This window comes from Yeosuana marina (assembly GCF_011762485.1).
Lineage (GTDB): Bacteria > Bacteroidota > Bacteroidia > Flavobacteriales > Flavobacteriaceae > Yeosuana > Yeosuana marina.
Map to the genome: position 1 here is coordinate 1 of NZ_JAAKGI010000019.1, position 2,491 is coordinate 2,491.

At 27.7% G+C, this 2,491-nt stretch carries 2 protein-coding genes; both read left to right on the forward strand.

Going from position 1 to position 2,491, the window contains the following annotated elements; all coding sequences use genetic code 11:
* Positions 1–207 precede the first annotated feature (207 nt).
* On the forward strand, positions 208–939 hold the full coding sequence (locus G5V56_RS12255; protein WP_166965410.1) for a hypothetical protein: 732 nt from the start codon (positions 208–210) through the stop codon (positions 937–939).
* 162 nt (positions 940–1,101) lie between these two features.
* A complete protein-coding gene (locus G5V56_RS12260) occupies positions 1,102–2,400 on the forward strand; it encodes a TlpA family protein disulfide reductase (RefSeq protein ID WP_166965412.1) in 1,299 nt (432 codons plus the stop codon).
* The last annotated feature ends 91 nt before the right edge of the window (positions 2,401–2,491 follow it).

The following is a 2,491-nucleotide window of genomic DNA, read 5'->3' on the forward strand; positions in this document are numbered from 1 at the left end:
TAAAATAACCTTAATCCTCTCTTTTGTTCTTTCTAATTTATTTATCTAATTTAACAAAAGACAAACTTAAGCCGTATATAAAAAATTGCTATTTTAGGCTAAATTTAAAGGTCGTTGCTCGTTTGTTAGCTTCTGATTTTCCTTCGGAAAATCCTCGCACACAAACACGCAACTTTCCATATACAATCACGTTACAAAACATTACCGATGAAAGTTCTGATTATACTATTTAGTTTAACATTTACCATTGGTTATTCTCAAAAACTATATGATTTTGATTATATAATGGAATATGATGCAATGATATTCTACGAAAAACCGGTTAAAATTAGGAATCAACGTTATAAAGTTTCTAAACAGAATGTGAAAAGGTATTATTTAATAAATTCAAAACAGAATGAATATTATGCGATTATTTCCGAAGAAGATAGTTTAAATTATAAACTCGTTTTCCAAGACCACAAAAGAAAACTCTTTTCAAATGCTGTAATCTTAAAATCAGAATTAAATGACGCTGATCTGATTAATATGAATTGTAGGGATATTAGAGGGTTATTAAATCCCTTGCATTTAAATCGCTTAAAAAAAGAAGATTTTGATCATATCAAATTAAAAGATACATTAATTAATAATAAATCATTTTTTCATTATAAATACAGCTGTAATAATTCAAAGAAAAGAAAAAGAAAAAAAATTGGAACTTTTTACTTCATTATTGATAAATCATCAAATTTTGATTTACCTCTTTTCAGAAATCTTGATCAATATGAAAAATGGATATTAAATGAAATGATCCCAATGGGATTAATAAAAGAAATATATTATATCGATTATTACGGAAAATTAAGATATACCGAAAAACTTATTGATTTTATAAAAACTGGCAAGAAAATTTATATGCCGAAAAGCTGTGGTTTAACAGAAATAATTATTGAGTAAATAAAACGTTTTGTAACACCGTATATAAAAAATTGCTAGTTTTATCCTAAACCAATATTAGTTGCTTTGTTTGCTAGCTTCTGATTTTCCTTCGGAAAATCCTCGCACTCAAACACGCAACTTTCCATATACATCAACGTTGTGCCCAATAAAAAACTCAAAATGAAATCAAGATTATTCCTACTAGGATTTTTTATTATTTTAATCTCTTGTAATAAAAAAGAAAATGTCCCCTCCAAAATAACTATTGATTTAAAAGCCAGAACTGATGACAATCCTTTTAGAAAAACATTATTTACTTTGAGGTATTTAAATACAGGGCTAGATGAATTTCAAGGTATAATTAATAAAGACAGTTCTTTTGTAATGTATTTAAATACTATTTCCAGCAGAGATTTAGAAAAGGCTATAGAAATTGGGAAAGTCAAAAAAGAAAGTACTGATTCTATTCACAGCAAAATCTATGTCCTAAGTGGTTTTAACAAAGGTAAACGATATTTTATAATAGATGTAAATGAAAATAAGGACTTTAGTGATGATAAGTTAATTGAATTCAGTAAAAATATTACCGATAAAGAAACTTACCGTGACTCATTCAATGTAAAAAGCTTAAAAGTAACTAAATTTTCAAACGACAAATTCTATAAACAAATAGCACACCTTCAATTTCTCCCCGAGCATAATTCAATTTCTTATATTCAAGAAACCGAAAAAGAAAAGTTTAAACATAGTTTACAAATAATGGCCTTAGAACATGACTTTTTATATGGAACATTTGAACTCGATAAGGTTAATTATGGGGTTGGCGTTAAAGAAGGAATGTTTGGAACTGAAATTATTTTTAAAAAATCAGACACCACCTTTTATTCAAGAAATCATCAATTATTTGCCGATTATAAACTTATGGATACTTTAAAACTTGATGATAAGTATTTTAGAATAGACAGTTTATCATTTTTCCCTTCAAAATTAATCATAAATGAAATTCGAAATGTTGCCACTCTCTATGGATTTAGGACAAATGAAATTTCAAAAAATTACGAAATTACCGACTTGCAAAACAATAAGTCAACTCTTAAAGAGTTGACCGAAGAAAAAGGGTTTATTTTGCTGGACTTTTGGGGTACTTGGTGCGAACCCTGTAAAGAACTTACCCCTGAATTAGTCGAATTACACAAAAAATACAACAAACATATTGAATTTGTAAGTCTAGCTTTTGAATTAGACCCAAAACCTGTTTTAGAATACACAAAAAACAATCAAATGAATTGGTATAATGGAATAATAAACGGAAAACCGAAATCTGGAGATATGTCATCTCCAATAATTGGTGGTTTAAGAATTCAATGTTATCCTACGTTTATTATAATGGACTCCAACTTGAATATTCTATATCGGACATGTGGGGGCGAAGATAATTATTTAGGGTTAAAGAATTTTTTAAACTCAAAATTTAAATAAAATTACTGGGCACAACAAAGAACTGAGTTAAAAAACAAGTCTTTTTAGACTAATTTTGAAACAAAGTTTTCATCGTATGGTCTTCCTGATT